This window comes from Cognatazoarcus halotolerans, assembly GCF_009800965.1.
Classification (GTDB): Bacteria; Pseudomonadota; Gammaproteobacteria; order Burkholderiales; family Rhodocyclaceae; genus Cognatazoarcus; species Cognatazoarcus halotolerans.
This window is the reverse complement of sequence record NZ_WUAF01000009.1, coordinates 131,898-157,748: the sequence shown is the minus strand read 5'-3', so window position 1 is coordinate 157,748 and position 25,851 is coordinate 131,898. Positions and strand designations below refer to the sequence as shown.

23 protein-coding genes are annotated in these 25,851 nt (G+C 61.6%); 15 read left to right on the top strand and 8 right to left on the bottom strand.

Annotation, left to right across the window (positions count from 1 at the left end):
- The 15 genes from epsL (at position 1) to GQB03_RS13105 (ending at position 15,330) form a co-directional block, all read left to right on the top strand.
- A complete protein-coding gene (epsL, locus tag GQB03_RS13175) occupies positions 1-1,197 on the top strand; it encodes an XrtB/PEP-CTERM-associated polysaccharide biosynthesis outer membrane protein EpsL (protein ID WP_159689994.1) in 1,197 nt (398 codons plus the stop codon).
- 464 nt (positions 1,198-1,661) lie between these two features.
- Complete coding sequence (locus GQB03_RS13170) at positions 1,662-2,354, top strand: PEP-CTERM sorting domain-containing protein (RefSeq protein ID WP_159689991.1); 693 nt, start codon at positions 1,662-1,664, stop codon at positions 2,352-2,354.
- A gap of 410 nt (positions 2,355-2,764) precedes the next feature.
- The gene (locus GQB03_RS13165) at positions 2,765-3,253 is read left to right on the top strand and encodes a PEP-CTERM sorting domain-containing protein (RefSeq protein ID WP_159689988.1); all 489 of its coding nucleotides are present in this window, start codon (positions 2,765-2,767) and stop codon (positions 3,251-3,253) included.
- 240 nt (positions 3,254-3,493) lie between these two features.
- Positions 3,494-4,555, top strand: a complete 1,062-nt coding sequence (locus GQB03_RS13160) for an EpsD family peptidyl-prolyl cis-trans isomerase (protein WP_159689985.1) — start codon at positions 3,494-3,496, stop codon at positions 4,553-4,555.
- Positions 4,556-4,594: 39 nt separating this feature from the next.
- Positions 4,595-5,416, top strand: coding sequence for a polysaccharide export protein EpsE (gene epsE / locus GQB03_RS13155; RefSeq protein WP_200832220.1), 822 nt, complete (start codon positions 4,595-4,597; stop codon positions 5,414-5,416).
- A gap of 14 nt (positions 5,417-5,430) precedes the next feature.
- Positions 5,431-6,774, top strand: coding sequence for a chain length determinant protein EpsF (gene epsF, locus GQB03_RS13150; protein ID WP_159689982.1), 1,344 nt, complete (start codon positions 5,431-5,433; stop codon positions 6,772-6,774).
- Positions 6,775-6,831: 57 nt separating this feature from the next.
- On the top strand, positions 6,832-7,713 hold the full coding sequence (gene epsG, locus GQB03_RS13145) for a chain length determinant protein tyrosine kinase EpsG (RefSeq protein ID WP_159689979.1): 882 nt from the start codon (positions 6,832-6,834) through the stop codon (positions 7,711-7,713).
- 2 nt (positions 7,714-7,715) lie between these two features.
- Positions 7,716-8,636 carry an exosortase B gene (xrtB, locus tag GQB03_RS13140; RefSeq protein ID WP_200832219.1) on the top strand — a complete coding sequence of 307 codons (921 nt, stop codon included), beginning with the start codon at positions 7,716-7,718 and terminating at the stop codon, positions 8,634-8,636.
- A complete protein-coding gene (gene epsI / locus GQB03_RS13135; RefSeq protein WP_327516814.1) occupies positions 8,633-9,358 on the top strand; it encodes an exosortase-associated protein EpsI, B-type in 726 nt (241 codons plus the stop codon). The genes xrtB and epsI overlap by 4 nt, the downstream gene beginning before the upstream one ends.
- Positions 9,359-9,395: 37 nt before the next feature.
- A complete protein-coding gene (locus GQB03_RS13130; RefSeq protein WP_159689974.1) occupies positions 9,396-10,619 on the top strand; it encodes a polysaccharide pyruvyl transferase family protein in 1,224 nt (407 codons plus the stop codon).
- On the top strand, positions 10,616-11,419 hold the full coding sequence (locus GQB03_RS13125) for a WecB/TagA/CpsF family glycosyltransferase (protein WP_159689971.1): 804 nt from the start codon (positions 10,616-10,618) through the stop codon (positions 11,417-11,419). Before GQB03_RS13130 ends, GQB03_RS13125 begins: the two co-directional genes overlap by 4 nt.
- A 3-nt stretch (positions 11,420-11,422) precedes the next feature.
- Positions 11,423-12,442 carry a lysylphosphatidylglycerol synthase transmembrane domain-containing protein gene (locus tag GQB03_RS13120; RefSeq protein WP_159689969.1) on the top strand — a complete coding sequence of 340 codons (1,020 nt, stop codon included), beginning with the start codon at positions 11,423-11,425 and terminating at the stop codon, positions 12,440-12,442.
- A gap of 8 nt (positions 12,443-12,450) precedes the next feature.
- Positions 12,451-12,594, top strand: a complete 144-nt coding sequence (locus GQB03_RS13115) for a hypothetical protein (RefSeq protein ID WP_159689966.1) — start codon at positions 12,451-12,453, stop codon at positions 12,592-12,594.
- The gene (locus GQB03_RS13110; protein WP_159689963.1) at positions 12,566-13,831 is read left to right on the top strand and encodes an acyltransferase family protein; all 1,266 of its coding nucleotides are present in this window, start codon (positions 12,566-12,568) and stop codon (positions 13,829-13,831) included. Before GQB03_RS13115 ends, GQB03_RS13110 begins: the two co-directional genes overlap by 29 nt.
- Before the next feature lie 95 nt (positions 13,832-13,926).
- Entirely contained in the window at positions 13,927-15,330 is a 1,404-nt protein-coding gene (locus GQB03_RS13105; RefSeq protein ID WP_159689961.1) for a hypothetical protein, read from the top strand.
- A gap of 50 nt (positions 15,331-15,380) precedes the next feature.
- Here the strand turns inward: GQB03_RS13105 and GQB03_RS13100 are convergent, their stop codons facing one another.
- From GQB03_RS13100 to GQB03_RS13065, 8 genes are all read right to left on the bottom strand, one after another.
- The gene (locus GQB03_RS13100) at positions 15,381-16,244 is read right to left on the bottom strand and encodes a hypothetical protein (protein WP_159689959.1); all 864 of its coding nucleotides are present in this window, start codon (positions 16,242-16,244) and stop codon (positions 15,381-15,383) included.
- 183 nt (positions 16,245-16,427) lie between these two features.
- On the bottom strand, positions 16,428-17,858 hold the full coding sequence (locus GQB03_RS13095) for a GH39 family glycosyl hydrolase (RefSeq protein ID WP_159689956.1): 1,431 nt from the start codon (positions 17,856-17,858) through the stop codon (positions 16,428-16,430).
- Positions 17,859-18,004: 146 nt separating this feature from the next.
- Positions 18,005-21,562 carry an EAL domain-containing protein gene (locus GQB03_RS13090; protein ID WP_159689954.1) on the bottom strand — a complete coding sequence of 1,186 codons (3,558 nt, stop codon included), beginning with the start codon at positions 21,560-21,562 and terminating at the stop codon, positions 18,005-18,007.
- 225 nt (positions 21,563-21,787) lie between these two features.
- Positions 21,788-22,648 (bottom strand): F0F1 ATP synthase subunit gamma, encoded by an 861-nt coding sequence (locus tag GQB03_RS13085; protein WP_159689951.1) that lies wholly within the window; start codon positions 22,646-22,648, stop codon positions 21,788-21,790.
- Positions 22,645-24,138: a F0F1 ATP synthase subunit alpha gene (locus GQB03_RS13080; RefSeq protein WP_159689948.1), complete on the bottom strand. Its 1,494-nt coding sequence runs from the start codon at positions 24,136-24,138 to the stop codon at positions 22,645-22,647. Before GQB03_RS13080 ends, GQB03_RS13085 begins: the two co-directional genes overlap by 4 nt.
- Positions 24,128-24,877, bottom strand: a complete 750-nt coding sequence (locus tag GQB03_RS13075; protein WP_159689945.1) for a F0F1 ATP synthase subunit delta — start codon at positions 24,875-24,877, stop codon at positions 24,128-24,130. Before GQB03_RS13075 ends, GQB03_RS13080 begins: the two co-directional genes overlap by 11 nt.
- A gap of 12 nt (positions 24,878-24,889) precedes the next feature.
- Complete coding sequence (locus GQB03_RS13070; protein ID WP_159689943.1) at positions 24,890-25,156, bottom strand: ATP synthase subunit c family protein; 267 nt, start codon at positions 25,154-25,156, stop codon at positions 24,890-24,892.
- The gene (locus GQB03_RS13065; protein ID WP_159689940.1) at positions 25,153-25,842 is read right to left on the bottom strand and encodes a F0F1 ATP synthase subunit A; all 690 of its coding nucleotides are present in this window, start codon (positions 25,840-25,842) and stop codon (positions 25,153-25,155) included. Before GQB03_RS13065 ends, GQB03_RS13070 begins: the two co-directional genes overlap by 4 nt.
- Positions 25,843-25,851: the final 9 nt, after the last annotated feature.

Sequence of the window (25,851 nt, the reverse complement as noted above, 5' to 3'; positions counted from 1 at the left end):
ATGAAAATGCGAGCATCCTTTTTGTTCATTGCGATTCTTGCGTGGGCCCTGACCGGCGCCCGGTCGGCATACGCGAACGAGGGTGATGCCCTGAATTTCGTGGTGTCGCAGGGCGTCTACCACGATACGAATCTGTATCGTCTTGGCGATGGCGTCGAGCCCTCGAGTGGTGGGCGCAGCGATACCGTGAGTTCGACGGCCCTCGGCCTGCGGTTTGCGAAAGCGTATGGGCGGCAAGGCCTGCGCGCGTCGGTGGACGTCAACCATAATGCCTATGCCAACCACTCCCGGCTCGATTACACCGGTACGAGTGCGGATGCCGCCTGGAACTGGGTGCTGGGCGACCGCTGGAGCGGAAGGCTCGGTTTCAGCCGCAGCGAGCAGCTGTCCGGCTTCGATGACTACACCGGGCAGGAGCGGAGCATCAATGTCTACCGTCGCGCCGATGCGTCCGCGAACTACTGGTTCCATCCGAGTTGGGCTGCAGGTGCCGGCTATGCGCGGATACGCAGCCGCTACAGCAACGGGACGCGCCCCGGCGCGGAATACGATGCCAATACCGCGGATCTGAGGATCACCTACCGGCCGCGGAGCGGCAATCGGATCACGTTTAAGTTCGCAAGTACCGATGGACTTTACCCGCGTCGAACCGCCTCGCTTGTCAGTGACCGTGAATACAACCAGCAGGATTTTCGCCTCGAAGGGGATTGGCAGATTTCAGGCGCATCAAGGCTTTCCGGTTACCTCGGCCAGACTCGCCGCGCTTACGACTTCGCTTCGAACCGTGATTTCAGCGGATTGACCGGACGGATCGCTGCGGATTGGGCGATTTCGGGCAAGACGTCCCTGAACGCGGTGCTCCGTCGAGAGATGGGAGCCCAGGAGGACCTTGTCGACAATTATGTCGTCACCGAGGCACTGGCGCTCTCGCCGCGCTGGCAACTTACCGAGAAAACAGGATTCGGTGCGGTGGTCGAGTGGCGCCGACGTGACTATGGCGGGGACCCGGGTCTGGTCTCGGGATCGCTTGGGGATCGGAGCGATATCACCCGGCGCTACGGCCTGAACTTCGATTACCAGCCCATGCGCTCGCTCAGCCTGTATTTTTCGCTGCAGCACCAGTTGCGCAGCCCTTCCTCGACAGGCAGCGGTTACGCTGCCGACTCTGCAAGCGTTTCCGCCAGCTTTGTGTTTTGAGCGGGGCAGGGAGGGGGCGCTCGAAGGCTCGATTCAGGCAACGGTGGACGACGGACCTAGGTATGCGCGGGTTCGGCCAGAGTGACCGGCGCCGCTATCACATTCGGCACGTCTTCGGTTTCGTCGACACGTTCCTGTGTCAGGCGCGTGCTTCGACGGTCTTCGCCATGGCGGTTTGCCCGGGGCTTGGATACTTGCGCCCGCCGTCGGCGCTTTATTCGTTGACGTTGCGCGCCCGCCGGTGGCGGATGCCGTCGAGTTGCTCTGTCGAGAATGCTGGAAACGCCGTCGGCATTTTTTCAGGTTGCCTCTTTCTCGGTGCTCGTGTAAAACCTCATGGCATTGAATGTTGCGCTGCGATTGTTCGTGTCATTAGCCACTATGGCTTGTCATCATGTTGTCGCAGAGTGGGTAGGAAAATTGCTTCGGTTTGATGGCCGATCTTGAAACTTAGGAGATTCCCGATGACGTTTGGCATCAAGAAATTCGCGGCCTCTGCCGTCGTGGCTTTGGCCGCAGGCGGTGCGCACGCCGCAATGCAAACCCTGGACGGTGTCGGATTCGATATCACGTATGACGATGCCGCCCTCGGCCTGTTTGGTTCCCCGAGCCTGATCGACAACAGTCTGTTCTTCGCGCCGTCCGGCTCTCCGGGTTTTTCCGCGCAGACAGCGTCCGGTTTCGCTTTCACCAACTCGACCTTCGCCTTTCAGATCTCTGCCGATCCGGGCTATGTGCTGACCGCTTTCACGTTGGTCGAAGAAGGCGACTATTTCTACTTCGGTGAGGGTTCCGGCGTCGACGTCGGCGGGCAGTTGCGTGTGAAACCGCTTGTGCCGCTTGCGGAGAGCATGACGTCGGCCATCGAGGCTGACACGGGCATCATGAACACCACCCTGTCGATTGCCACGCACAATTGGTCTTCGATGTCAGTGGTCGAAACGGCTGGGATCGAGAAGGCGAACGTCAGCATCGAGAACCTGCTCGCAGCCTACTCGTACACCACATCCGGCCCGAGCTATGCGTTCATCGAGAAGAAAGGCGTGGAACTGGCGGTAGGTGTTGCTGCGGTGCCCGAGCCCGAGTCCTACGCGCTGATGCTCGCGGGTATTGGCATGATCGGCATGGCGGCCCGCCGTCGCATGAATCGTATGTGATATTGCCCTTCGGGTTGCATGCAAAGCGGGGGATACCCCGCTTTTTTGCTTTCCGGCTGCCTGTGCCCGGAGTGCCAGCCGACCCGATAGCGGGAAGGGCCGCTCCGGTCGCATGCCATTGACGGCCGCGATGCGGTTGAAAAGGGTGGGGGCGCCCGTGGCTTGGCTGCCGAGGGCCTCGGCTTCCGTGTCCACGTGACCGCCCTGGTTGCACTATGCCGGTGCCGTATGATGGATCCATGCACTGTTCGTGCGCATCGGATCATCGATTGCATGGATCTCAAATCGTCGGTATGTGGTCGCGCTCCCGGTGATCATGGGAATGGCATGCAATCACGGGCGCCCCGGCGATTGGCCCGGCTCTTGCTTTTGTTGTGCTGCAGCATCCAGAAACCAGCAGGAGTCCGGTCATGAAAATGAAGCCCCTCGCATGGGCAGTTTCGCTCGCAGCCTTGACGGCCACCGCGAATGTCCATGCCACAGTGTTCTCTTCGTTCGGCGGTACGCACGACAGCACGGAAAGCGGCTCCGAGATACTTTTCGCCAGCGGCCCGCTGAAAGGCGTTTTCGAGTTCGTGCTCGACGTCCCGTCAATCGTCTCCTATAAAGGCGCCTCCACCCTGCCGTTTCTCGGCTTCGGATTATTCGATACCGGGGATACGATGCTCTCGGGGGCTCTGTTCTCGCCAACGACCGGTGCCTCGCTCACCAGCGTAACGCTTGCTGCGGGCAGCTATTACTATGCACCGGTGTTTCCGGCCGCTGTCGGCGCCGGGGCTGCCTATGCATTTGAATCCCATGCCGCAATGGTTCCCGAGGCTGAGTCGTATGCTTACATGCTTGCCGGCCTTGGCATGCTCGGGATGGTGGCTTTCCGACGTACTTCGGGAAGAAAGTAGCACCCTGCGGGGGTTCGTGGCCGGTGTACAGCCGGCCACGAACGTCATGGCAAGGGCCATTGTCGGCTTGAACCAGATCGCAATACGATGCGGAAGAATTATTACAATGGCACAAAAATGCTGCAGAGCAGCGTGTGCTGTGTTTCAATTCGATTTCCCGTAACAAAACATCGTTAGCGTTGCGACTCTTGGCGGAGGTGTTGCCGCCGTGTTCATGCCAACAAAGATAAAAGGTCAACCATGCCGAACTTACTGTTCAACTCGCGCCTGGCTGCGATTGCCGTGGCAGTTTTGCTCGCTGCGTGCGGTGGTGAGGATGGTGGTGGCAAGAAGCCCGCCTCCCAGGTTGCCGTAAAGGTAAATTCGGAAGAAATTTCGGTGCACCAGATCAATGGTGCACTCTCAAGAGTGGCGAATCTCAAGCCCGAGCAGGTCAAGCAAGCATCGGCCGGCATCCTCGAACGACTGATCGACCAGGAACTGTTGGTTCAGCAGGCAAAAGAGAAGAAGCTCGATCGCGACCCGAGGGTTCTGCAACTCATAGAGGCTTCCCGCCGCGAGATCCTTGCGCGCGCCTACCTTGACCAGACGCTCTCGCAATCGGGCAAGCCCGGGGACGCAGAGATCAAGAAGTTCTACGACGAGCATCCCGATCTCTTTGCCAAGCGTCGTATCTACAACCTTCAGGAACTCAATATCCGCCTGCCCGCCGAGCGTCACGACGAATTGCGGGCGCAGGTCGATCAGGCGCGCAATTTTCCCGAACTCATCAACTGGCTGCGGACCCAGAACATCCCGTTCAGCGCCGGTGGCGGTGTGAAACCGGCCGAGCAACTGCCGCTTGAAGCGTTGCCGCGATTTGCGGGTATGAAGGATGGGCAGATCGCTCTGGTGCGCAGTCCGTCGGGTGTAATCGTGATCTACCTCGCGGCCTCCCGTGAACAGCCTCTCGACGAGAAGCAGGCGCGGCCATTCATCGAGAAGTTTCTTGAGAATCAGGCCCGCACCGAACTCGCTAAAACCGAGATCAAACGTCTTCGCGATGCGGCCAAGATCGAATACGTAGGCGAGTTCTCCCGGCCGGCGGAGCCAGGTGCCCCTGCGGCGGACCCCGCCGTGCCCGCTGCCGATGCGCCGATCGTTCCGGATCCGGCAGCCGCGCCGGCCGTCGAGGAGCCCCCTGCGGCGCCGACCTCAGAATCCCGGGCCTCCGCTCCGGCAGTACCGATCACGCCCGCCGCGGCTGCCGCCGAAGAGGCGAGTCAGTCGGTGATCGAGAAGGGTGTGGCGGGTCTCAAGTAGGTATGCGGGTTGAATGAACGGATCGAGGGTAATGGCTGAATGATGAAACGATTCTTCCTACTGTTTTCCACCTGCTTCGGCACGTTCGCCGCCGTGGCGCTTTTTTCGTTGGCTGGCCAGGCGTGGGCTCAGGATGCCGAATATGCGCTCGGTGCCGGCGATATCGTACGCATCACGGTATTCCAGAACCCCGACCTCACAACCGAGACCAGGGTGTCGGAGAACGGGGCCGTCACCTTCCCGCTGATCGGCAATGTCGTCGTGGGAGGGCAGACGATTGCCAAGGCCGAACAGACGATCGCTACCAGGCTGCGCGAGGGTGGTTTTGTCCTGAAGCCGCAGGTCAATATCCTGCCGCTGCAGATCAGGGGCAATCAGATTGCGGTACTGGGTCAGGTCAATCGGCCCGGCCGCTATCCGCTCGAGACCTTCAATACCCGCCTGTCCGACATGCTTGCGACAGCGGGCGGAGTGGCTGCCACGGGCGCCGACGCGGTGGTCCTCATTGGCGTTCGCGATGGTAAAGGCATACGCGCGGAAATCGATCTCCCCGCTTTGTTCGGGCCCGGCGGCGAGGCCCGGAACCTGGTCCTTGCAGGGGGCGACGTCATCTATGTGCATCGCGCGCCCGTGTTCTACATCTATGGCGAGGTCCAGCGTCCGGGTGCCTTTCGCCTCGAGCGCCAGATGAGTGTCATGCAGGGCCTGGCAACCGGTGGCGGTACTTCCGCACGTGGCACAGTCAAGGGGCTGCAGATCCATCGCCGCGCAGCCGACGGTAAATTGCAGGTCATCGAGCCGGCGATGGACGACCTTCTCAAACCCGACGACGTCATCTACGTCAAAGAAAGCCTGTTCTGAGGCGGGGGCACGCCGTGACCTTTCAACAGTTTCTCCTCATCATGCGCGCGCGTCGCTGGCTTGTGCTCGGCACGCTCGCGGTCGTGGTCGGCGCTGCGCTTGCGGTAAGCCTGTTGCTGCCGAAACAGTTCATGGCTGAAACTTCGCTGGTCGTCGACGCCAAGTCGACCGATCCGCTCATGGGCGGCATGCTTCCTGCGCAGATGATTCCCGGCTACATGGCCACGCAGGTAGATATCATCGGCTCGAGCCGCGTCGCCCTGCGCGTAGTCGAGCTGCTCAGAATGGACCAGTCGCCGGTCATTCAGGAGCAGTGGCGCGAAGATACCGGGGGGCAGGGGTCGATCAAGGTGTGGCTTGCCGAACTGCTGATGAAGAAGCTGGACGTGAAACCGTCCCGCGAGAGCAGCATGCTCACCATCGGCTACGAGGGTTCCGACCCGCAGTTCGCCGCTGCGGTGGCCAACGCGTGGGCGCAGGCCTATATCGATACCAGCCTGGAGCTCAAGGTCGAGCCCGCCCGCCAGTACGCCAAATGGTTTGACGGACAGAACGCGACGCTCCGCGCCGACCTCGAAGCGGCACAGAAGCGTCTTTCCGACTTTCAGCAGAAACGGGGCATCGTTGCGACCGACGACCGTCTTGACCTCGAGAACGCGCGCCTCGCGGAGCTCTCCACTCAACTCTCCGTGGTACAGGCGCAGAAAGTCGATAGCCGTTCGCGACAGGCGCAGGCAGGAAATGCCGACAATCTGCCTGAGGTCATGCAGAACGGCCTCATCCAGAGCCTCAAGGCCGAGCTCGTCCGCCAGGAGGGCCAGCGCGATCAACTCGCTGGCAGGCTGGGCAAGAATCATCCGGAGCTTGCCCGCAGTGACGCAGAGATTGCGAATCTGCGTCAACGCATCGAGACGGAGACCCGCAGGGTGGTCAGTTCGCTCGGCACCACGAGCCGGGTGAACGTACAGCGCGAATCCGAGATCAAGGCCGCACTCGAGGCTCAGAAACGGCGCGTGCTGGCGCTCAAGGCGGAGCGCGACCAGATCGCGGTGCTGCAGCGGGACGTCGAGAATGCCCAGCGCGCCTACGACCTTGTCACACAACGCCTTGCCCAGACGAATCTGGAAAGCCAGACACAGCAGACCAACGTGGTCGTCCTGACGCCCGCCGTCGCACCGCTTGAACCGTCGAGCCCGAAGGTATTGCTCAACACTGCACTCGCCATTTTTCTCGGAAGCCTGCTCGGTGTTGGCGCAGCCTTGGTACTTGAGTTGATGGACCAGCGGGTAAGGGGCGAAGAGGATCTCGCGAGAATCCCGGGTATGCCCGTCCTTGGCGTAATTCCCGGTTCGGTATGAGCTTGCCGAACTGCACCGGCATGCTGCCGGCCCGAAAGAATCTGGAGTGAGCCGCCAATGAACACCATTCAACGTGAAGTGGATCTCGCCGAACGTCACCCCGGCCAGGAGCGCTCGATCGGCGCCATCCTCATTGACGCGGGCAAACTCAGGGCCGAGGATGCCGAGCGAGTGCTCCGCCTGCAGCGCGAAAAGCAACTCCGCTTCGGTGATGCCGCCATGCAGCTCGGTCTGGTGTCCGAGGTCGATATCGAGCAAGCGCTTTCGCGCCAGTTCGACTACCCGTACCTGAGCCGCGGCGAGAGCAAGGTCGCCGAAGAGGTGATCGCTGCCTACAATCCGTTTGCCCCTCAGGTCGAAGCACTGCGCGCGCTGCGAAGTCAGCTCGTGTTGCGCTGGTTCGACACCGAGCCCGCACACAAGGCCCTTGCCATCACCAGCCCGGGTCGCGACGAAGGGCGTTCGTGGCTCGCTGCCAACCTCGGGGTCGTCTTTTCGCAACTTGGCGAACGCACCCTCGTCATCGATGCCGACATGCGCAGCCCCAGGCAGCACCTGCTGTTTGGCGTGGACAATCGTGCGGGTCTCTCCGCCATCCTCTCGGGCCGCGGCTCGCCCGATATCATTCAGCGGGTTCCCGCGCTGCGCGATCTCTCCGTAATGCCTGCCGGCGCGGTGCCGCCGAATCCGCAGGAGCTGCTCGCCCGACCCACCTTCGGGCAGCTGCTCCAGGAGCTTGGCGCGGGATATGACGTGATACTCATCGACACGCCGGCTGGAAGCCAGTTTGCCGATGGGCAGACGGTGGCGGTGCGCGCGGGTGGTGCGCTGATGGTTGCCCGACGCAACAGCAGCCGGGTCGGCCTGTTGCGCAGTTACGCAGACATGGTGCAGCAGGCCGGTGCCGCCGTGGTCGGTTCGGTTCTCACCGAACGCTAGCCATGCATATCTTGAACGCGATGAACGCCGACGCCGGGCCCGGCTACGATCCGCAAACCAGCCGAGCCCTACCCTGGCTTGTCCTGCTTGCGGGGCTGGCGTTCATGTATGTGCCGAGCTTCGTCGACCTGTTTCGCGGCATCTGGTCTTCGAGCGATCAGGCACATGGGCCTATCGTGTTCTGCGTGGCACTCTGGCTTCTTTATCGGAAATGGCCGGAGGTCGAACAGGCCGAGAGGGAAAGCCGCAGCGGCTATCTGGCATGGCCAGTCCTGGTGATAGCCGGGTTTGCCTACGTGCTCGGGCGTTCACAGCAGATCGTCATTTTCGAGATCGGCTCGCTCATTCCTGCCCTGGCCGGCAGTGTCCTGCTCCTGCGCGGGCGCAAGGCTTTGGCTGCGGTCTGGTTTCCGTTGTTCTTCATGATCTTCATGATCCCCTTGCCCGGGTTCTTTGTGGACGCGGTGACCCAGCCGATGAAGATGGCTGTGTCGTATTTTGCCGAGGCGATCCTTTTCGCGGCGGGCTATCCGATTGCCCGAAGTGGTGTGATCCTCCAGATCGGGCAGTACCAGTTGCTGGTCGCCGATGCCTGCGCGGGCCTGCATACGCTTTTCACCCTCGAGGCAATGGGCCTCCTGTACCTCAATCTCGTCCAGCACAGTTCGGCCGTCAGGAACATTGTGCTGGCCCTGCTGATCATTCCGATTTCGTTCGTATCAAACGTGGTTCGGGTGATCGTGCTCACGCTCGTGACTTACCACCTCGGTGACGAAGCCGGCCAGGGTTTTCTTCATGGATTTGCGGGCATGGTACTTTTCCTCTCGGGGCTTCTCCTGATCATTGTTGCCGATTCGCTGTTGCGGATCGGTACAAAAGGCGACAGGGGCAGCGATGCCGCGCCGGGGATGAGGACGACATGAGCCGGGTCGAGCATGCTGCAGTGGCCGGACCTTCCCGCGGTATCGGTCCGATGTTGAGACAGGCGCTTGCCGCGTGTTGCCTCATGATCGCGTCGGGTTGTCTCGCCGTCGTGCTCACGCCGACAAGGAAGCTGGCTGAAGAGGTGGCGTCGATCGATCTCGCCAGCGCTGTTCCACGCGCCTTTGGCGAATGGAAGTTGGATGACAGCATCGTGCCGATCAATCCATCGCCCGATCAGGCGCAGTCGCTCGCGGAAACATACGATCAGCTCGTGAGCTACACCTACGTCAATGCACGGGGGCAGCATGTGATGCTGTCCATCGCCTACGGTTCGTCGCAGAAGCAGGGGTTGCGCGCACATCGCCAGGAAGTCTGCTACCGGGCGCAGGGGTTCCAGATCCGCAATCTCGAAAAGGTGTCCTGGCCGCTGCTCGGAAGGCAGGTGCAGGCCACGCAGCTTGTCGCCCGATATGGTGCGAGGGTGGAGCCGGTGACCTACTGGTTCACCATGGGCGACCATGTGGTTCGCAGCTATGTCGAACGTCAGCTGGTTCAGTTGCAGTATGCCCTGGCCGGCTATATCCCCGATGGCTACCTGTTTCGCGTTTCCACGCTGGGCGCGAACTCCGCGGAAGGCTTTGAGCTGCAACGGGCGTTTTCCGAGCAATTGCTGCGCGCGATTCCCGCCGAGTTGGAAGCTCGTCTGATTGGCTCGTTCTGAGCAGTGGCAAGAAATTTCGTATTTCGGAGTAAACGTCTTGAAAATTGCGATAACCAACAACACGGGGCTTCGAAACCGTGGTTGCGAAGCGCTTGTGGTTTCAATGATCCAGGGGGCGAAGCGACACCTTCCCGAGCCGTTGCAGTTCGAACTCCATACGAACGATCCGTCCTACGATCGTTGGCGCCTTGCCGGCATCGCGGATGTGCGGCCATCCTATCTGACGCTGTCGCCCAACCACCCGAGCGCGCTTGGATTCAATCGCATCGCGTACGCGGGCATGAGGGTTGCCGAAAAAATCCTGCCGAATACGCTTGCCGGCTATCCGACCCGACAGCTCAGCGCGCTGCGCTCGGCCGATCTCGTTCTGCCGACGGGGGGAGATATCTTCACCTCGGATTATTCAAACCTCCGCAAGCACCTGTCGTCGATCGTTTCGCTCGATCGCAAGAAAGCCGCGCTGATCGCGCATACGATCGGACCGTTCACCAAACAGGACGAGGATTACTTCAGACAGTCGCTGGAAAACCTGTTTCTGATTACCGTCAGGGAAAGCGAGAGTTTTGAGTATCTCAAGAGCCTGCGACTCGATGTGCCTCTTTACCAGACTGCGGACGTTGCGTTCGGGCTGGAGCCCGCGCCGGCTGACACATGCAGGGAGATCCTGCTGAGCCGGTTTGGTGTTGACGCGACTCAGCAGAAGCTCGTGGCCCTGTCCGTGAGTGAAGGGGTAATCCGATATTCGAAGCTCGAGCGTTCGCGGTATTTCAGTGAACTGACCGAGTTCGTGCGTCGGCTCAATGCGCGCGGCTACCTGGTCTTGTTGATACCGCATGTCATGGAGCGGAATCCGAACAACAACGACCTGATTGCCTGTGAGGAACTCCATTCGAAGCTGACCGACGCGCGCATGTGCAGGATCGTCAGTGGCGAATTCTCCGCGGCCCAGTTCAAGGGAATCATCGGGCTGACCGACTGCCTCCTCGGCGCCCGAACGCATGCCACCATTGCGTCGATGTCGCAAGCGGTGCCGACCGTCAGTGTGGCGTACAGCCGCAAGGCATACGGCATCATGAGCGATGTGTTCGGCCCGAAGCTGGGTGCCGAGTTGACCATTGCGGCGACGGATCTTTCTGCCGATGCGCTTGAAGCAGGGTTTGACCGTGCAATTTCTGCTGGCGGCTTCGGCGAGGCTGCCGCACGCATGAAAGAGCTGGCGGAGTCCAACTATGTACGCCTTGCGGATGCGCTGAAATCGTGAGTTCCCGAACACCTGTCTGCCCGCAACCCGCCCCGGGTGAAAACCCTCGCAAGGGCGCGCGGGTGGATGTCGCGGGTACGCCATTCGATCTGCTGGCCATCGAGGAAGTCGACCGTCTCATTACCGAGCGGCCCGCAGGCGAAGTGTTCAGGTACGTGGCCACACCGAATGTCGATCATGTGGTGCGCAGTGCGCGCAAGGGCTATCGTCATCTCTACGAAGGCGCCTGGATCTCGGTCTGCGACAGTCGTGTCCTTGCCCGGCTTGCGCCCCTCGTCGGGGTTCGCTTTCCCGAAGTGGTCACGGGCAGCGATCTGACGCGCCGGGTGTTCGAGCGCCACCTCGACTCCGGCGATCAGGTGACGGTAATCGGATCGGACGACGCGACCATCCTCGAGTTGCGCCGGCGCTTCCCGCATTTGGCCATCCGCCACCACAATCCGCCAATGGGTTTCATCCGGAACGAGGCGAACATCGCGGACGCCGTGCGCTTCGTGCTCGCCAATCCGTCGCGCTTCGTCTTTCTCGCCGTCGGCTCGCCCCAGCAGGAGCTGCTTGCGCAGCGCCTGGCAGACGCCGGCGCAACTGGCGTCGGGTTGTGTATAGGCGCATCGATCCTATTCGTGGTTGGTGCGGAAAAGCGCGCGCCTCTGTGGGTTCAACGTCTCAATCTGGAATGGTTGTTTCGGTTCGCGCAGAATCCCCGGCGGCTCTGGCGGCGATATTTTGTAGACGATCCACTCGTTCTCGCATTGATTGCAAAACAGAAGTTCGAGATGGCAACGAAAAATCGGGAATAGGTGATGATTCACGCCCTTTTCAAGAATCCCTGGTTCAAGCATTTGGCGAAACTGAGCCTGTCGATAGCAATCGTTATCTATCTGGTGCTTACCGTTGATCGCGAGGCGCTCTTGAGCGCAGTGGGTCAGGCGGATATCTCGGGGATCGTTGTCGCGACCGCGCTCATTTTCATGGGGGTGGTATACATCCAGGCCCTCGAGATACACGAGTCAATGAAAAGCGGGGCGCGGATCGGCGTCTTGAATCTATGCAAAATAAATCTGACCCTGATGTTCTACGTGCTGTTTCTACCAGCGGGTCTGACATTCCTCGTTCGGTGGGAGAAATACCGTCGCGTGGGTTATGGCGGGTACGATTCAGCAGCACTGGTGGTTTTTCACAAGCTCCTGCAGTTGGCCATAGCGGGAATTGTCGCGCTAGCCGCTCTGTTCGTGCTGCAGAAGTCGCCGAGCGTCAGCTCGGTTGACCTTGAATCGGTCGTCTCCAGTGTTCTTGCCGGCGCTGTGCTCGTCATTGCGCTGCTGGTGTCCGGTGTTCCGGTCAAGGTCCTTTCGCGACTATCGTCCGCAGTGTCTGGCGAAAGCGGTCGGGCGCTCGCCTGGTTAAATCGGGCCGCCTCCTTTGGGCTAAAAATCCTGCACAAGGCGGGCGATGCGTTCTCTGAGTTCGGGAAACTGGGGTTGAAAAAGTCCCTGCTAGTCTTCTTCTACGCTTTGATACAACATGTCTTGATCGTAATGAGCGGCTGGGTCGTGTTGAGCATGATCGTCGGCGATGTTTCGTTCTGGGCGGTCACATTTGTCCGTTCGGTCGTCGTAATTCTCTTGATGGTGCCTGTTTCGGTGGGAGGGCTGGGTGTCAGGGAACTTGCGTTCTTTTCACTTTTTCCCCTCTTTGGCGTGCCAAGTGAATCAGCCCTCATTGCTTCACTCGTCTTGTTCCTGGTTCAGATCATCATCTCGGCGATCGGAGGCGTCGTCGAATTGCAGGATTTCATCAAGTCAAGGCCCAGCCTCGGATGAGCTTGTCCGTGGAAGCGCTTCAGGGCGAACTCTCGCGCTCCAGGGAACATCGGTTGCGTTGTGCCTGGCTGTATGGCGGCCGCGTGTTTGCGCAGTTGCAGTCCGGAGACCTGGTCGTGCGCAATGCGCCCGTTCCGCTTCGTCTCGTGTGACGACCGTTGCACTTTTTCGATCTTTCTTCGGGGCCACTTCAATGGAAACCGGGCGACTCCCATAATGCCAAACACGTCACGCCTCGGGAGCGAGGGGCCGATTCACAGCGATGTTTCGTCATGGATGAGCCTGCTGAAGGGGGTCGCCATTCTCGAGATCGTCGCGTTTCACTTCTTTGGTGATCACGGGGCGGCCGCATTGCGCAATGCAGTTCAGGATGGTGGGTCGACCGGGGGGGCGCTTCTGTGGGCAGAATCGATGTTTCTGCAGGCCACGAGGGTGGGGAGCCAGGGGATTCACGTGTTTTTCTTCCTGAGCGGATTCGGGCTCGCCGCTTCGAACGGAATGGGACGCCTCGATCGCCGGGCCTTCATTCTCAAACGGATGGATCGGCTTTATCCTGCATATTTCGTTGCCGTTCTGCTATGTACCGGCATCGTATTCCTGGCGACGGCGAGGAGTCCGGATGTCGGTGCCGCGGTCGATTTCCTGGCAGCCGTGGCCCTTGTCCAGAACTATTCGGTTTCAACGATCAATGCGATCAATGGGAACTGGTGGTTCGTTGGCGCCTTGGTGCCGATGTATTTTGTCCACATGTTTTTCGCAGAGACGATACGTGCCAATCCGGCGCGTGCGACTGCTTTTGCATTTGCCGTTTCATTCTCATACAAGTTACTGGTGCTCATTCTGGGCATGAATGGCATGGTGGCTTTCGATGCCGGGGCGCTGAATCCATTTACCGCATTCTTTCTCAACTATGTCTGGGAATTCGTTGCCGGGGCGGCAGTGTGTTCAGCCTGGCGGGCCGGCCGATTGGATCGCATCCTGGCTGTTCCGGTAATGTTGCCGCTGTTCGTCGGCCTGTTGTTCGAGTGCGCTGGCGTATTCCTCGGATTCTCGAAGAGTGGTCGCATCTTCAACGACGATTTTTTCGCGGTCGCCCAGATATTGCTGCTGTCAGCGGCATTTCTGGGATTGCGAAATGCAATGTCCCTGGAGGCTCCTCTGGTGCGATTGCTTGTTCGTCTCGGGGGAATGTCATACGGGCTGTACCTTGTTCATCACCCGATCTCGAGATTGCTCGGTGACGGTGTTCTTGCGGGCGCTGGCGTTATCGCGCTCATTCCCGTATTCGTCGTGTATTTCGTCGTTTGTCTCCTGGTCGGAAATCTTGTTGAAAGCGCGGGCAAGGCCATTTTTCAACGGCATCTGCTCCCTGTGAGACAACGATCATGACGTCCGGCGTTTTGATAGCGGACCGGGGGCGCTGCAATCCGGTACCCGGTGAGCTCAATTTTCAGCTCGTCGTCTGGGTTGGGTCGGTTTTCGGCGTGGTCGTGCTGCTGTCTGCTGCGGCGGAGCTTCCGTTCTATTTTCTGGCAGGTGCCTTTCTGGCCGGGGGGCTCTTGCTGGTGCTACCGTTTGCCGGTTCGCCAACCAACGCGCTTGTTCTCGCGCTGCTCTTCGTCGTGGCGTTCAATTCGGCATACCACCCTGTCTTCGGTTTCTTCTCCGGGCTCAGCGGTTATCCGTCCGGGTTGTTTCGCTACGCTCTCGGCTTGCGATCCGCCTGGTTCGTGTCGGCGCTATCGCTCGTCGTGCTGATGGTCGTCAAGGGTCTGGGGGCCGATTCCCGGTTTCGCTCGAATATGCTTGCCGGCCTGTTCTCGATCGCCGTGCTGTCCGTCTGCTTTCTGGGGTCCGGAGCGGCGATCGACGCGAGAATTACCTATGCCGTCAACTCGTTCCTGCCGCTTGTCCTGACGGTGTTCCTGCTGGGTTTGCTCTTCTCGATTCCAAAGCTCGGCGACAAGGATGTGGACGTTGTTTCGGCAGTCTGCCTGCTCGGCGTTCTGGCCGGGGCCCTCCACTTTGTTCTCCTTCCGGTCACTTACGATTTCTTCCGGCCGGATCTCGCATCGTTCATGAGGGCGCGGCCGGGGGAGTGGATTCCCGCAGGGGGGTACGATCCGTCCTGGGGAACGCGAATTCTGGGTTACGTCACGAATCGCTTTGTCGGCAGCTTTCCCGATCCGATTGTCGCTGGTTATTTTTTCGCCTGCCTCGGTTTCGCCTTCCTTGTCATGCGGAGATTCGTTTTCGCTGCCACATTCGGAATTCTGCTTTTCCTTTCCTTATCAAAGGGGGCATGGCTTCTCCTTTTCCAGGCCCTGGTTCTTTACCTCGTCGGGCGGCGGTCCGTACCGGCAATGTTCTGGGGGACGGTCGGTTTCGTCGTAATCCAGTTGTTGCTTGCGACGTTGTTGGACGCGAGCAACCGGATGCACTTCCTGGGGCTCGTCGGCGGTATAAAGTCGGTATTCCACGGGGGGGCGAAGGCCCTGGTGCTCGGTTACGGCATCGGCGATGGTGGCAATCTGGGCCGGGGATATCTCGAGGACGGGGCCCTCGGTGCCGGCTGGCTCGGGTCAGGCTCGGAGAGCGGTGTTGGGGTGCTCGTGCATCAGTTGGGTGGTCTAGGCGTGCTTGCCCTTTCCAGCTTGTTGATCGTATCCCTGCGTACCTTGCTGACAGTCGGTCGCACGGCCGACCGCAGGCTGAGGGACCGGGTGGTGGCGGTGGTCGCGCTCGTGTGTTCCTGGCTGGCAAACATGCCGCTTCAGGAAAACTGCATCAACGCGTCGATTCTTTCGAGCGTTCTGCTTGCTGCATTGCTCCTCAGAAGCCTCGTCACCAAGAATGGAAACGACATTACGTCGCGACCTGGCGGGTGAGAGCTGGCGGCGGCCTCTAAGGTTTCGTTGCCTGACCGATGCCGGAGGGTTCAGCTCGCTGATCTGCCCTTGCGCCGCCGGGCGACCGCCGCAGTTATCAGGACGCCGGACAACATCGTCGCCCAGCGTGAGGGTTCCGGGACCTGACTGACGAGCGTGATCTGGAGTGAGTCCGTCAGGCCCACCCATGCTGCTGGCCACTGGTAGCTGCTGTCACCCCTGATCGAATAGATCATGTAGTCACCCTCGTCGAAGCGCAGATTCTCGAGGTTCAAATCAGGCAGGGTTACCCTCACTACTCCTGTATAGCTCGCTCCGACCTGAGGGTTCGTGACGCGCCCGGAATAAAGTATCTCGAAATAATTCGAAGAACTGTCGAATTTCGCGGCGACATATTCGATGGGGATGTCCGGGTAGTAAGCAAGGCCGTATCCATTCCAGGTCGCGGTGAAGCTTCCAGTGACATTTACGATCGAACCTTCTCCGGCCGGATTCAGCCAGAGAATCCCCGGCTTGTAATTCCATGAGCCGGTATTCTGGCTCAGATCATGAATCATGTTGCCACGTGTGATTGGCGGGTTGGCGCCTATCTTGGGTTCCCCCGGACCGTTATATGCGCGCGCCCATGCCTGATTGGACAGCGCTCCGGTCCAGGAGTCGTCCCAGACCTGGGGGTTTGCAGTTCCTTCGAACCAAGGCGTGGCGGAGCCGAGTCCACCGCCTCCCTGCAGATTTGCATATAGCCAGGTCGGATTCCCATTTCGATCATCGTCGGCGTTGCCGTCCGAGGAGCCGGGTGTCGTTCCCGGTGTCCAGTCCGCGTATCGGTCCCACACAACACCAGGTGCGTATTCAAGTGCGGATGCCGACGAGATCCAGAATGCCATCGGGAGAATCACGAGTCGCGAGATCATTTTTGGCCTCTTGAATTCAAGGATGTTCGGGGGCGGAGCGGATGTTTACGTAATGTGCAGGCGGATTGAAATAGGCGGACACTCCTGCATCGGAGGCCGCCAAGTGCAGCGGATGAGGATTCGATTTCCGCCACGCATTGCCGAGCCGGAAACGCGGATCGACAGATGTCCCGACGGCGACATTCACTCAAGTACAAGGGCAAACCCTCCCGGCGGAAGATCCCAGCTGACCGGTGATTGACCGCGCTGCGCCTGCACCTCGATTGGCGGAGCATTCAGCGGGTCGGCAGCTTGTCGCTGCGTCGAACGATACCAGCTCTCCGAAAAGCGTTGAACCGACAAATCCGCCCGACTGCCGGTGTTTACTGCGATCTTTGCAGTCCTGGCCGTCCGATTGTAGATCACCGCCGCCACTTTCCCTTGGGCCGATATTGTTGCGATGCAACCGACCGCCGAATTATTCATATTGGTTGCAATTCTCGTTCTGCCCAGCGCATTGGTCAATACCGAAAAGAGGTAGAAGTTTGGCCGGATACGAGAGGAGTCGGCACTCACGAGCCCCAGTGTGTTTTCTCTCCATGCGAAGTAAAAAACCTGATCGATACCCGCGAGCTGCAAACGATCGTACAGATAGGCGAGCCACGCCACTGATTCCCAGCCGGTGTTGTTCTCCTCGGAGCGTTCCCGTGCGGCGCCACCGAAACGCCAATCCCGATTGAGTTCGCTGATGACCAGTGGAAGTCTGCTGTCATACCAGCGCCGTACTGCCTGTACCGTACGCAGTACGGGTTCGGGTGTGGTCGAATAGATATGCCAGTCATAGAAATCGAATGGCGTGCCGGTCATCGCGAATTCCTTGGTGGACGCCGCGAAGTCCAATCTGTTGCCTGCAGGCTGCGGCCAATATGCATAACCAATGGTCGGTCCGCCGACCTGAACATCCGGGGCGCGTTCTTTGATGCGTTCTTTGGCGAGGCGTACGAGGCTCATGTAGTCCTCGATTGAATAACCAACGTTTTCGGGCTCATTGTCGATCGTCACCCGGCGGATCGGCAGGGCCTTGAGCGTGGCATATCTTTCCACGATGCTTGCCATGAAATCGGCGTATTCAGGTATGCGAGCGCGGGGAGGCGGTCGCCGGACCCATTCGGCCGGTGCGCCGCTGAGCCAGCTCGGTGGTCCGAATCCGAGCGCCAGATAGGGCTCCGCCCCGATGGAGACGATATTGTCGACGAGCGTATCGAGTTCATGCCAATCGAACCGGCCTGGTCCGGTGGACAGCGGTGAGATGCGTCGCCCACTGTGATCAGCCGGCCAGTCGGTTCGCATCAGTGTCATGATCCGCACCGCGTCGGGTTTGAGCGCTCTGAGCAGTTCGGGGCGCGCAAACTCGTACTTGCTCGACCCCGGGTGCATATTGATCCCGTAAAACCTTGCCGGGATCGTCATCAAGGTCTTGCTCCGATCGATCCGGACTTCGACGACGGAGTCGGGCGCATCGAGCTGCTCGGTATTGCCGAATTCCGGATTGTAATCAAGCAGATCGCCGGGCCAGCTCGGTGCTGAGAAGGCCATCGAGAAGGCAAGGGCGAAGCCTGAGAGGTAGGGCGTCAATGATCTCATGTCTCGATGTCGCAATGCAGCATGAATTGAAACGATACATCAAAGCGATTGCGGGTGTGAGACTTTCCCGGGCATATCCGGACGCCCGGAATGTCATGTGAGCAGATCCTTCCTGATTCGGCACAGGAGGGGGATGGTCATGCTGCAGCGTCAGCGTTACCGTGTTGCTGCAAACCATTCAGGTTTTCGATCTCGTGCCGGAGGGCCAGGACTTCCATAGTGAAGCGGGTGCTTGCCGCGTCCAGGGCGTCGAGCTGCGCCTGCTCGATCCCACGACCTTCGAGTTTGCAGGCGACGAGTTCGTGAGCGAGATGGTGGGTCGTTTCATGGGTCTTGGCCAGCGCATGAAAGCCGGGGCTCCCGCCATAACGGCGTGTCCCTTCGCCGTTGAGCCACTGACTGAAATTGCAGCGCAATGCGCCGTCTGTCTTCAGGCTCGTCGCATTGACATTGCTTTCCAGGACCTGACCGAGGTTGCGCAGCCAGCGTTTATGGGCGATTTCAACGGTGAGCAGGGGCAGGTCTTCGCGACTCCAGCGGCAGATGCCGGGCGCGCTCCAGTTCTCGGGGCTCTTCCATTGTGCGATCCAGTTCGGCAGGGCGGCGGCAGGCATCGGGCGGGCAATGCCGAATCCCTGGGCAAGATCGCAACCGAGACTCAGCAGAAGGCGGCCGTGGGCCTCCGTTTCCATGCCCTCGGCAATGACGCTGCGGCGAAATGCTCCGGCCATTGCAATTACGCCCTCGACGATGGCGAGATCTTCGGGGTCGTCGAGCATGTCGCGCACGAAGACCTGATCGATCTTGAGGGTGTCGACCGGCAGCGACTTGAGATATGAAAGAGAGGAGTAGCCGGTGCCGAAGTCGTCCACCGCAAACCGGAACCCGAGAGATTGGCATTCCTTGAGTCGGGCGGAGACCTCCGCAAGGTTCCTGAGCGCGACGGTTTCCACGATCTCGAGTTCGATGCGACCAGGGTCGACGCGGGGATAGCGGTCGATCAGGGTTTCCAGATCGCTGATCAGGTCAGGATGTTGCAGGTGATCGGCCGACAGGTTGACGTTGATCGCGAGATCGAGCCCGGCGTCGTGCCAATCCTGCGTTTGCGCGAAGGCCGTGTCGAGCACCCAGCGCCCCAACTCGACGTTGAGGTCGACATACTCGACCACCGGGAGAAACTCGTCGGGGCTCAGCAGGCCCCGGTCGGGATGCTGCCATCGGATCAGCGCTTCGGCACCGATCACCCGTCCCGCGCGCATGTCGACCTTGGGTTGGTAGAAGAGCCGGAACTCGTTATTCGCGATGGCGTCCTCGATCATCCGGCGAGACGCCGCGCGGCTCTCATCCACCTTTTCGTGTTCGGCATCGTAGATGTGAAAGCGGTTGCGCCCAGACTTTTTCGCCTGATACATGGCGTGATCCGCGTGACGAATCAGGATGCCCGGCTCGCCGCTGTCGTCGGGGTACAGGGTCACGCCTATCGAGGCGGACACGGTGACCTCATGGTCGCCGAGTCGATAAGGCTTCGCCAGCGAACCACACAGACGCTTGAGCATGGTGGTAGCCTCCGTGGCGTCGGCGAGGCTGCTCAGGACGATCACGAATTCGTCACCGCCGAGCCGGGAGACGGTGTCGCTCGCGCGGACCAGCTTTTGCAGTCGCCCGGCAACCAGTCCGAGCAGGTTGTCGCCAACGGCGTGCCCCCAGGTGTCATTCACCGGCTTGAACCCGTCGAGATCGAGATAGCATACGGCGAGCATGTCCCCCGCCCGATCCGCCGCCGCGATCGCATGCTGGATGCGATCGAGCAGCAGTACCCGATTGGGCAGTCCGGTAAGGGCGTCGAAATAGGCCTGATGCTCGAGCCGCGCCTGAGTTTCCTTGAGCGTCGTGATGTCACTGAAAACACCGACGGTGTGGGTGATGCGGCCGTAGGCGTCGCGAACCACGGACGTGCTCACATGTACCGGGTAGGTGCTCCCGTCACTGCGCAGGCCCGTCATTTCGCCCCGCCAGTGACCGCTCGTATCGAGACTTTGGCGAATTTCGCGATACAGCGAAGGAGGCTGGCCCGGCGCATGTGTGCAGTTTGCGGGCTGACCGATGAGATGCTCGCGACTAAAGCCGGTGATGTTTGAAGCCGCGTCATTGGCCTCGATGATCGTGCGGTGATCATCGACGATGATGATGCCCTCGCGGGTGTTGGCAAAAACCGTCGCCAGCAGTTTCAGGCGGGTCTCGATGTTGACCTGTTCGGTGATGTCCTCGAAAACCACGAAAATCTGGAAAGGTTCGTCCTCCCCGTTGCGAAATTGTGGCACCGCGCTGACATTGAGCCAGTGAGTTCGTGCCTGCGCCGGCGTGCAAATCCCCATGCGTTCACTGCAGATGACCCTGCGTTCGGAGAGAGCTCGCAAGGAGGGGTGATCCGCCGGTGCCATCGGGCGACCGTCCGGATAGACCGCATGCCATTCCGGGTAGTGCGCATCGAGGCCCAGGAGTGCTGCTATCGGAATTCCGAGGATCCGTTCGGCGGCACCATTGGCCGCCACGATCTTGCCGCTGGGTTCCTGATAAACGATGCCCAGAACGTTTTCTTCGAACAAGGAGCGGAACCGTGCCTCGCGCTCCTTGAGCCGTTTCGCTGTCTCGTCATGGCGCCTGATTTCCGTCCGCAGGGCCGCGTTCGAGCGTCGAATCACGATCAGGGCGGAGGCAAGCGCGGTGATCACGATGGCGAGAAACAGCGAGATCTGGAGCTCATACCGGGCGAGGATCTCGCGCAGCCCGATCTCTTCGCGGGCGAAGGGGCCCAGGCGGGCGGTGCGGAAGAGGTCGTGAACCGCCTGGTAGCTTACCGGCGACGTCCAGCCGATCAGGCCCGCTGCGCGGGCTGCAGGATCGTCTGCCGGCATCGACAGGAGCGCGATGGCGACCTGCCGCGAGATGCGTTCCGGGACGCCGTTGACGCGGGCAAACGGCCACTCCGGGTAGAGCCGTGTACTGTGGAGAAATGGGAAACCCGCCGTGCTTCGCGGGGCTACCACCGTCAGGGTTGCGAGATCGATCTGGCCTGCGGCGGCCATCGATTCGAGCAGGTCGGAGCGTACGAATCCGGCATCGGCGCGCCCGGCAAGCAGGCCGCGAACGACGGCTTCGTGGTTCTGCGTCTCGATCGGCTGCAGCTCGTCCGGATCCACGCCTGCTTCGATCAGCTCACGCAGATGCACCTGCCAGCCGCCCAGGCTTGAACGGTCGGGGATCAGTACGCGCTTGCCGGCGAGATCCGCGTATCCCCTGATGTCGGTTCGTCCGCGCAGCGTAATGAGCACCCCGCCAAAACGGTCGAGCGCCCCGTTCTTGGCCGCCAGCTGACGAGTTGCGAGTGCCGAGACCGTACCGGCCATTTCGAACTCGGTGAAGTGTCCGCTGTTGGTGATCAGGAAGGCGAGGGCGTGGTCTGCGACGGCCTTGTCGATCTCGTCGTAGCTGAGCGGCATTACCACGAATCGATGTGGCGCGAGCCTTTCATTGAGGTAGTCCGCGTGCCCCTGCCAGCGCTGGGCTGCCTGCGCCTTGCCCCTGTATGCAAGCACGCCGATCCGGAATTCGTCGGCCCGGGCTAGGCTGGCTGCGCCCGGGATGGCGATCAGGAATGCGAGAACCAGGCAGACAAGGCGCAGCGGAGCGGCCACACAGCCTCCTTCGGTTTGCGGGAGAGACACCGGTTTCATCGATATCCGCCTGATAACGACACATCGGCGGCGTACTTGAACGGTAGGGCGCTGTCGCTACGGGGGAGGATGCGCCCGACGGGGTGCAGAAATCGGCGTGGCATCCGGTGATGCCGCAGCTGGACGTCCTCCAGGCCCCTGTGGCGCTCCGACTCCTTTCCGACCTTCGTGCGGGGAGGGGTGTCTTCAGCCGTTCTCGGCCGCGATGCTCGAGAGCAGGATGACCTCGATCTCCTCGGTGATCTCCTCCTGGCGCGCGCGATTGGCTCGGCGGGAGAGGTCTTCGAGCTGTTCGTCGATGCGGTGGCGAGCCTGTTCCATGTGTTCGAGGCGGAGCTGGTTCTCGTGCAGCAGGGCATCGTAAAGGGCGCAGCCGAGGGCCGTCTGGAGAAACTGGTCGATCAGCGCCACATGCAGTAGTTGGGGGGCGAGGTTGATCTGGATGGGATGGCTGCGTCGCGCCCCTGCGTGGGGCGGCATTGGCGCCGGCAGCATGGCCTGATGAACAGGTCCCGAGTCGTTGAAGTAGAGCAGGCTCAATGCCGGCGGACCGGCGTGGGGCGTGGCCCGTAGCAGCGGGGTCAGGGTGGCGACGAGGTCGGCGAGGATGTTCTGTACTTCGTCGGCAAAACCTGCGCCGGGAATCTTCGCTGCAGCCTCTCCGCGCCAGGCATCGGCGAGTCGGTTGCCGACGAGGACGATGCGTCGGTCGGTATCCGCTTCGCCGACCTCGACCGGTCTGCCGCCCGAATGGATCTCCTCCGCAGCGCAGGCGAGCCGTTGATTGAGATCGCCGCAGAAGCCGCGCTCCGAGCCGATGACGCACAGCACTTCCCCGCGGTGTTCCGTCGGGACGATGTGGCCGGCGTAGTCGGAGACAAAGTCGGAGAGCGTGCGCTCGACGATGCTGGCAGCGGCACGCTGGGCGTCGATGAAAGTGGCGATGCGGCGGCTCTCGACCAGCGCGAGGTTTTTCATCGCGCCGAGCAGTTCGCCGATGTCGGCAAGGCTGTCGCTGTGCTCCTGCAGTTCGCGGCGCTTGCTCATGAGGCTGCGAGCGTTTCGGTCGGCGTCTGGCAGGCGGCCAGCCAGTGTTGCACCGACGAGAGCCACTGGTCGCGCGGGCTGTCGAGCGTCAGCGTCGTGGTGGTCGCCCCCTCGCGCAAGTGCCGCAGCGCAACGGCGAGGGCGTCGCCTGCGAGACCGTCGAGCAGGTTTTCGTTGCAGGCGATCAGCCATGCGAGCTGGTCGGCCGGGCTGTGCGGGTCGAGCCGGTCCTGGCCGAGGATTTCCCTGAGCAGCCGGCCACGGCGGATGCGCGCTTCCATCGAGGCCTCGAGTTTGGCACCGAAGCGGGTGAACACTTCGAGTTCCAGGAACTGCAGGTAGTCGAGCTTCATGCGGCCGGCTTCGCGCTTGATCGCCTCGTGCTGTGCCTTGCCGCCGATGCGCGAGACTGAGCGGGTGATGTCGATGGCGGGCAGCACGCCACGGGCGAACAGCGCGGTGTCGAAATGGATTTGCCCGTCGGTGATCGAGATCAGGTTGGTCGGGATGTAGGCGGCGATCTCGCCCTGTTCGGTTTCGGCGATCGGCAGCGCGGTCATGCTGCCGCCACCACCCGCCACGGCGAGCCGGGTGGAGCGCTCGAGCAGCCGGGCATGGAGGTAGAAGATGTCGGCCGGATAGGCCTCCCGGCCGGGCGGGCGGCGCAGCAGCAGGGAAAGTTCGCGGTAGGCGCGCGCATGGGTGGTGAGGTCGTCATAGACGATCAGGGTGTCGTGGCCGGCGTGCATCCAGTCTTCGGCGATAGCGCAACCGGCGAACGGGGCGAGGTACTTGATGCCGGCGCTGGCGGTGGCCTCCGCCACCACGACCGTGGTCCATGCCAGCGCGCCGTGGCTGCGCAAGGTCTCGATGGTCTGCACCACTGACGAGCGCTTCTGGCCGATGAGCACATACAGGCAGCGCACGTTCTGGTCGCGCTGGCCGATGATCGCGTCGAGCGCCAGGGCGCTCTTACCGCTGCCGTTGTCGCCGATCAGCAGCTGGCGCTGGCCGCGGCCGATCGGGATAAGGGTGTCGACCACCTTGCTGCCGGTATAAAGCGGCCGGTCGACGAAGTCGCGGGCCACGATGGCGGGCGATCCGCCATCCACCGGGCGGCGGCCATTGCACTGCGGCGGCGGCAAGCCGTCCAGCGGTGCGCCGAGCGGGTCGAGGACGCGACCGAGCAGTGCTTCGCCGGTGGGAATGGTGAGGATCTCGTCGGAGAGCCGTGCCTCGCCGCCTGCCATGAGCGCCGAGGTGGCGTTGAGCAGGATCGCGCCGAGCCGCCCGGGGGCCAGGTGAAAGACCAGCGCGGCGCTGCCGTCGGAGAGTTTGACGATGCCGTCCATGCGCGCCGAGGGCAGGCCCTCGATCCACACTACGCCGTCGCCCACCGAGCTGACCCGGCCGCGCTCGATGACGCGCAGCCGAGGTTGATACTCGGTCGCGACGACGACGGCGGGCGGCGCGGAGGGTTCAGCAGCCACGGCGCGCCCCGGAACGGAAGAAGGCCAGCTCGTCGGCCAGGTCGGCGGCTAGCAGCCAGGGCCCAATGCCGACGCGCAGTCCGGCCTTGAGGCTTTCGTCGAGCGTCACCGAGAGCGGCAACTCGCGCCCCAGCGTGGCGGCGAGCGCCGCTTCGAGGCGGGACTGGTCTGCCGCGGCCAGCGGGCGGGCCAGGCTGAGCTGCAGCGAGGCGTCGGGCGCGCCGGCCGCCTCGCGCAGTGCGGCGAGCTGGTCGGCTGCGAGGTCGGCGAGATCGGCGACAAACATGTCGACCAGGCGGCGGTCGAGCTCCGGACCCGAGAGGCGGCCGAGCAGCCGCGAGACGAAGCCCAGCGCCGCCTCGCGTGCCTCGTCGCCGGCCTTGCGGGCCGCCTCGGTGACCTGTTTGTCGGCCAGCGCGGCATGACGCTCGCGTTCGCAGGCGAGCTCGGCCTCGAGCTTCGCCATGCGCCGGACGCGTTCGGTGGCGATCTCGTCGCCGAGGCGCGACATCTCGACGGCATGCGCGCGATCCTGCTCGGCGAGCTTGCGCTCGTAGTCCTGGCGCAGCGATTCGGCGTGGGCCTCGGCCTCCCGGGCGTCGCTCAAGGCCTTCTCGATGCCTTCGCGGCGGCGCGCAATCACGTCCATGACGGGTCGGTAGAGGAAGCGTTTGAGCAGCCACACCAGCACCACGAAGTTGACGATCTGGAGCAGGAAAGTGGTCCAGTCCAGTTGCATGGTCGGGCGTCCTTACTTGAGCATGTATTCGAGCAGCGGGTTGCGGAACAGCACGATCAGCACCACAACCAGCACATAGATGGCGAGCGATTCGATCATCGCCAGGCCGATGAAGAGCAGTCGCGAGATCGACTTCTCGGCTTCTGGCTGGCGGGCGATGGCATCCAGCGCCTGGCTGATCGCCTTGCCCATCGCCATGGCCGGGAAGAACACCCCGAGCGCGATCGCGAACAGTGCGCCGACCGTGGACAGCGTGGTGAAGAAGGTCATGTCTTTCATGAAGAAGCTCCTGCCTCATTGCGGGAAGAACGGTTCTGGCGCGACTGGATGCCGCCGGAGATATACACCAGCGCCAGCATGCCGAAAATGTAGGCCTGCACCAGCGCCTCGACGATATGAAGTGCCAGCACCGGCACCGGGACAAGGAAGCCGGCCACCAGCAGCACCAGAATGGCCGCGGTCTCGAGGCTCATCACGTTGCCGAACAGCCGTACCGCCAGCGCCACGGTGCGCGAGATCTCGCTGATGATGTGGAAGGGAATCATGACCGGGCTGGGCTGTGCGTAGTGGCGCAGATAGGCCGTCAGCCCCTCGCTGTGGATCCCGAACCAGTGCACCGACAGGAACACCAGGATGGCCAGCGCGGCGGTGGTCGAAAGATCGCCAGTGGGTGAGGCTGCACCGGGCAGGATGCCGACCAGGTTGGCAATCGCAATGAAGATCCACAGGCTGCCGACGAAGGGCAGCAGCCGCTCGCCGTAGCCCGGCAAGGCCTCCTCGATGGCGGTGTGGATGGCGCTCACCACGCCTTCCAGCACGGTCTGCAGTCGGCCGGGATCTAGCGCGAGGCGCCGTGTGGCGAGGGCGCACAGGAGCGTCAGCCCGAGCATCACTGCCCAGGTGGTGACCACCGGCCGGGTGATGGCCAGCGGGCCGATGGTGAAGATGATCGATTCAGTGTCCATGTCGGTTTC